Source organism: Ruegeria sp. CDSA077 (assembly GCF_059612265.1).
The window spans coordinates 1-1,654 of record NZ_JBXWQG010000032.1; the positions used below are offsets into that span (position 1 = coordinate 1).

Here is a 1,654-nt window from a genome sequence, read left to right on the forward strand (position 1 = left end):
GGGAAATGACAGCCCTTTAACGAGATAATGCTCAAGTAACCTGTTCGAAAATTATTCGACCAGTAAAAACCTCAGATAATGCATGCTCGTCAACTAGACCCCAGAGTTTGCGACACATCCCTGGGAAGGTCAGATTTCGCAAGAAGCTTTCCTGGCCTCAGTTTCGAAAGTTCATGGAAGACCAGCCCACAAGCATCGTGGTGTTTGAGGCTTGCGGCGGCGCTCATTTTTGGACGCGGGAAATGCAGCAACTCGGGCATCAGGCAAAGTTGATCGCCCCACAATACGTCAAACCGTTCGTCAAACGTCAGAAGAATGACGCTGCTGATGCCGAGGCGATCGTCATTGCGGCGCAGCGCCCGGAGATGAGGTTCGTCGAGCCCAAAAGCAATGCGCAAATCGCACGAGTTGTTGTGTTCCATTCGCGCGACCGCATGGTGCGCCAGCGCACTGAGCAGATCAATGCGCTTCGATCCGGTTTTTATGAGCAGGGTCAGGTATTCCCCAAGGGCGTCCATCAGATGAAGAAGATAGCGGAGTTTCTGGCACAGACCGATAGCGGCCTGCCAACCTTGGTCCGAGAGGAATGCGAGGAGCTGCTCGCTTCAGTTTCCGATCTCTCGACCCGGATTGAGGCGAAGACGTTAAAGCTCAAAAAACTATCCAAGCAGTCAGAAGTATCGCGCCGCCTCCAGACGATACCTGGCGTTGGCCCGTTAACGGCAATGGCGGTCGAAGCCTTTGCACCGCCCATGGATTTCTTTCGATGCGGACGAGACTTTGCCGCCTGGCTAGGTTTGGTGCCCAAGCAACACTCATCAGGTGGCAAAGAGCGGCTCGGCAAGGTCTCCAAGGCAGGCCAGGTCGATATCCGCCGGCTGCTTATCATTGGCGCAATGACACGCATTGCCTGGAAGGGCCGCAAACCCTGTCAGGACGGTTCATGGATGGATCGCATGTTGAAGCGCAAGCCAAAGATGCTTGTCGCAATAGCATTGGCGAACAAAATGGCGCGGACCATTTGGGCCGTTCTAACGAAGGAAGAAGATTATCGAGATCCGGTGAAGACTGCGGCTGCCTGAGAATTGAGGGGCGGCACAACCTGAAGCCGGAAACTGGGGGTGAGAAGACGATAACCTGAATGGGCAAAATGATCGAACAGATCTGGATTGGGAAAACCAGTTTTGGGCTCAGAACCGCGAGTTCGTCAGAGACGATTTGGACCCAATCCGCTGATCACCATACCGGCCCGCGGTCTCTGAAAACGCCGCACAATGAGGCCTGACAGAAGACCGCACTCGATCACTCCTCCAGACAGTCAGAAACTTCTTGCATCCCGGACGGCAACCACAGAAGCCCAACGTCACGAATGCTGCGCTTTGCGCGAGCGTCCGCTTTTCACCGGTTGTCCAAGAAGCAGAACTACAGAAATACAAATCTTTCAACTGGCATCGCGATGTTGGATCGGCTACGGGACGGCTATGTGCGGATTCTCTTCCAAACTCTCTCAGTGGTGTATCGTGGCTGCTTTGACAGTCGCACTCATAGCTGTGGGCTTTGCGCATCAGACAGTCCCCACGTCTACGACGCCGGAACTCACCGCCTATATCGCAGCAGGCGGGCAGTTGAGCGGCATCTGCGGAAATATAGATGG

General features: G+C 54.4%; 1 protein-coding gene. It reads left to right on the forward strand.

The window, feature by feature from the left end; all coding sequences use genetic code 11:
* Positions 1-107: 107 nt before the first annotated feature.
* On the forward strand, positions 108-1,082 hold the full coding sequence (locus AC2FLE_RS21365) for an IS110 family RNA-guided transposase (protein ID WP_496699622.1): 975 nt from the start codon (positions 108-110) through the stop codon (positions 1,080-1,082).
* Positions 1,083-1,654 lie beyond the last annotated feature (572 nt).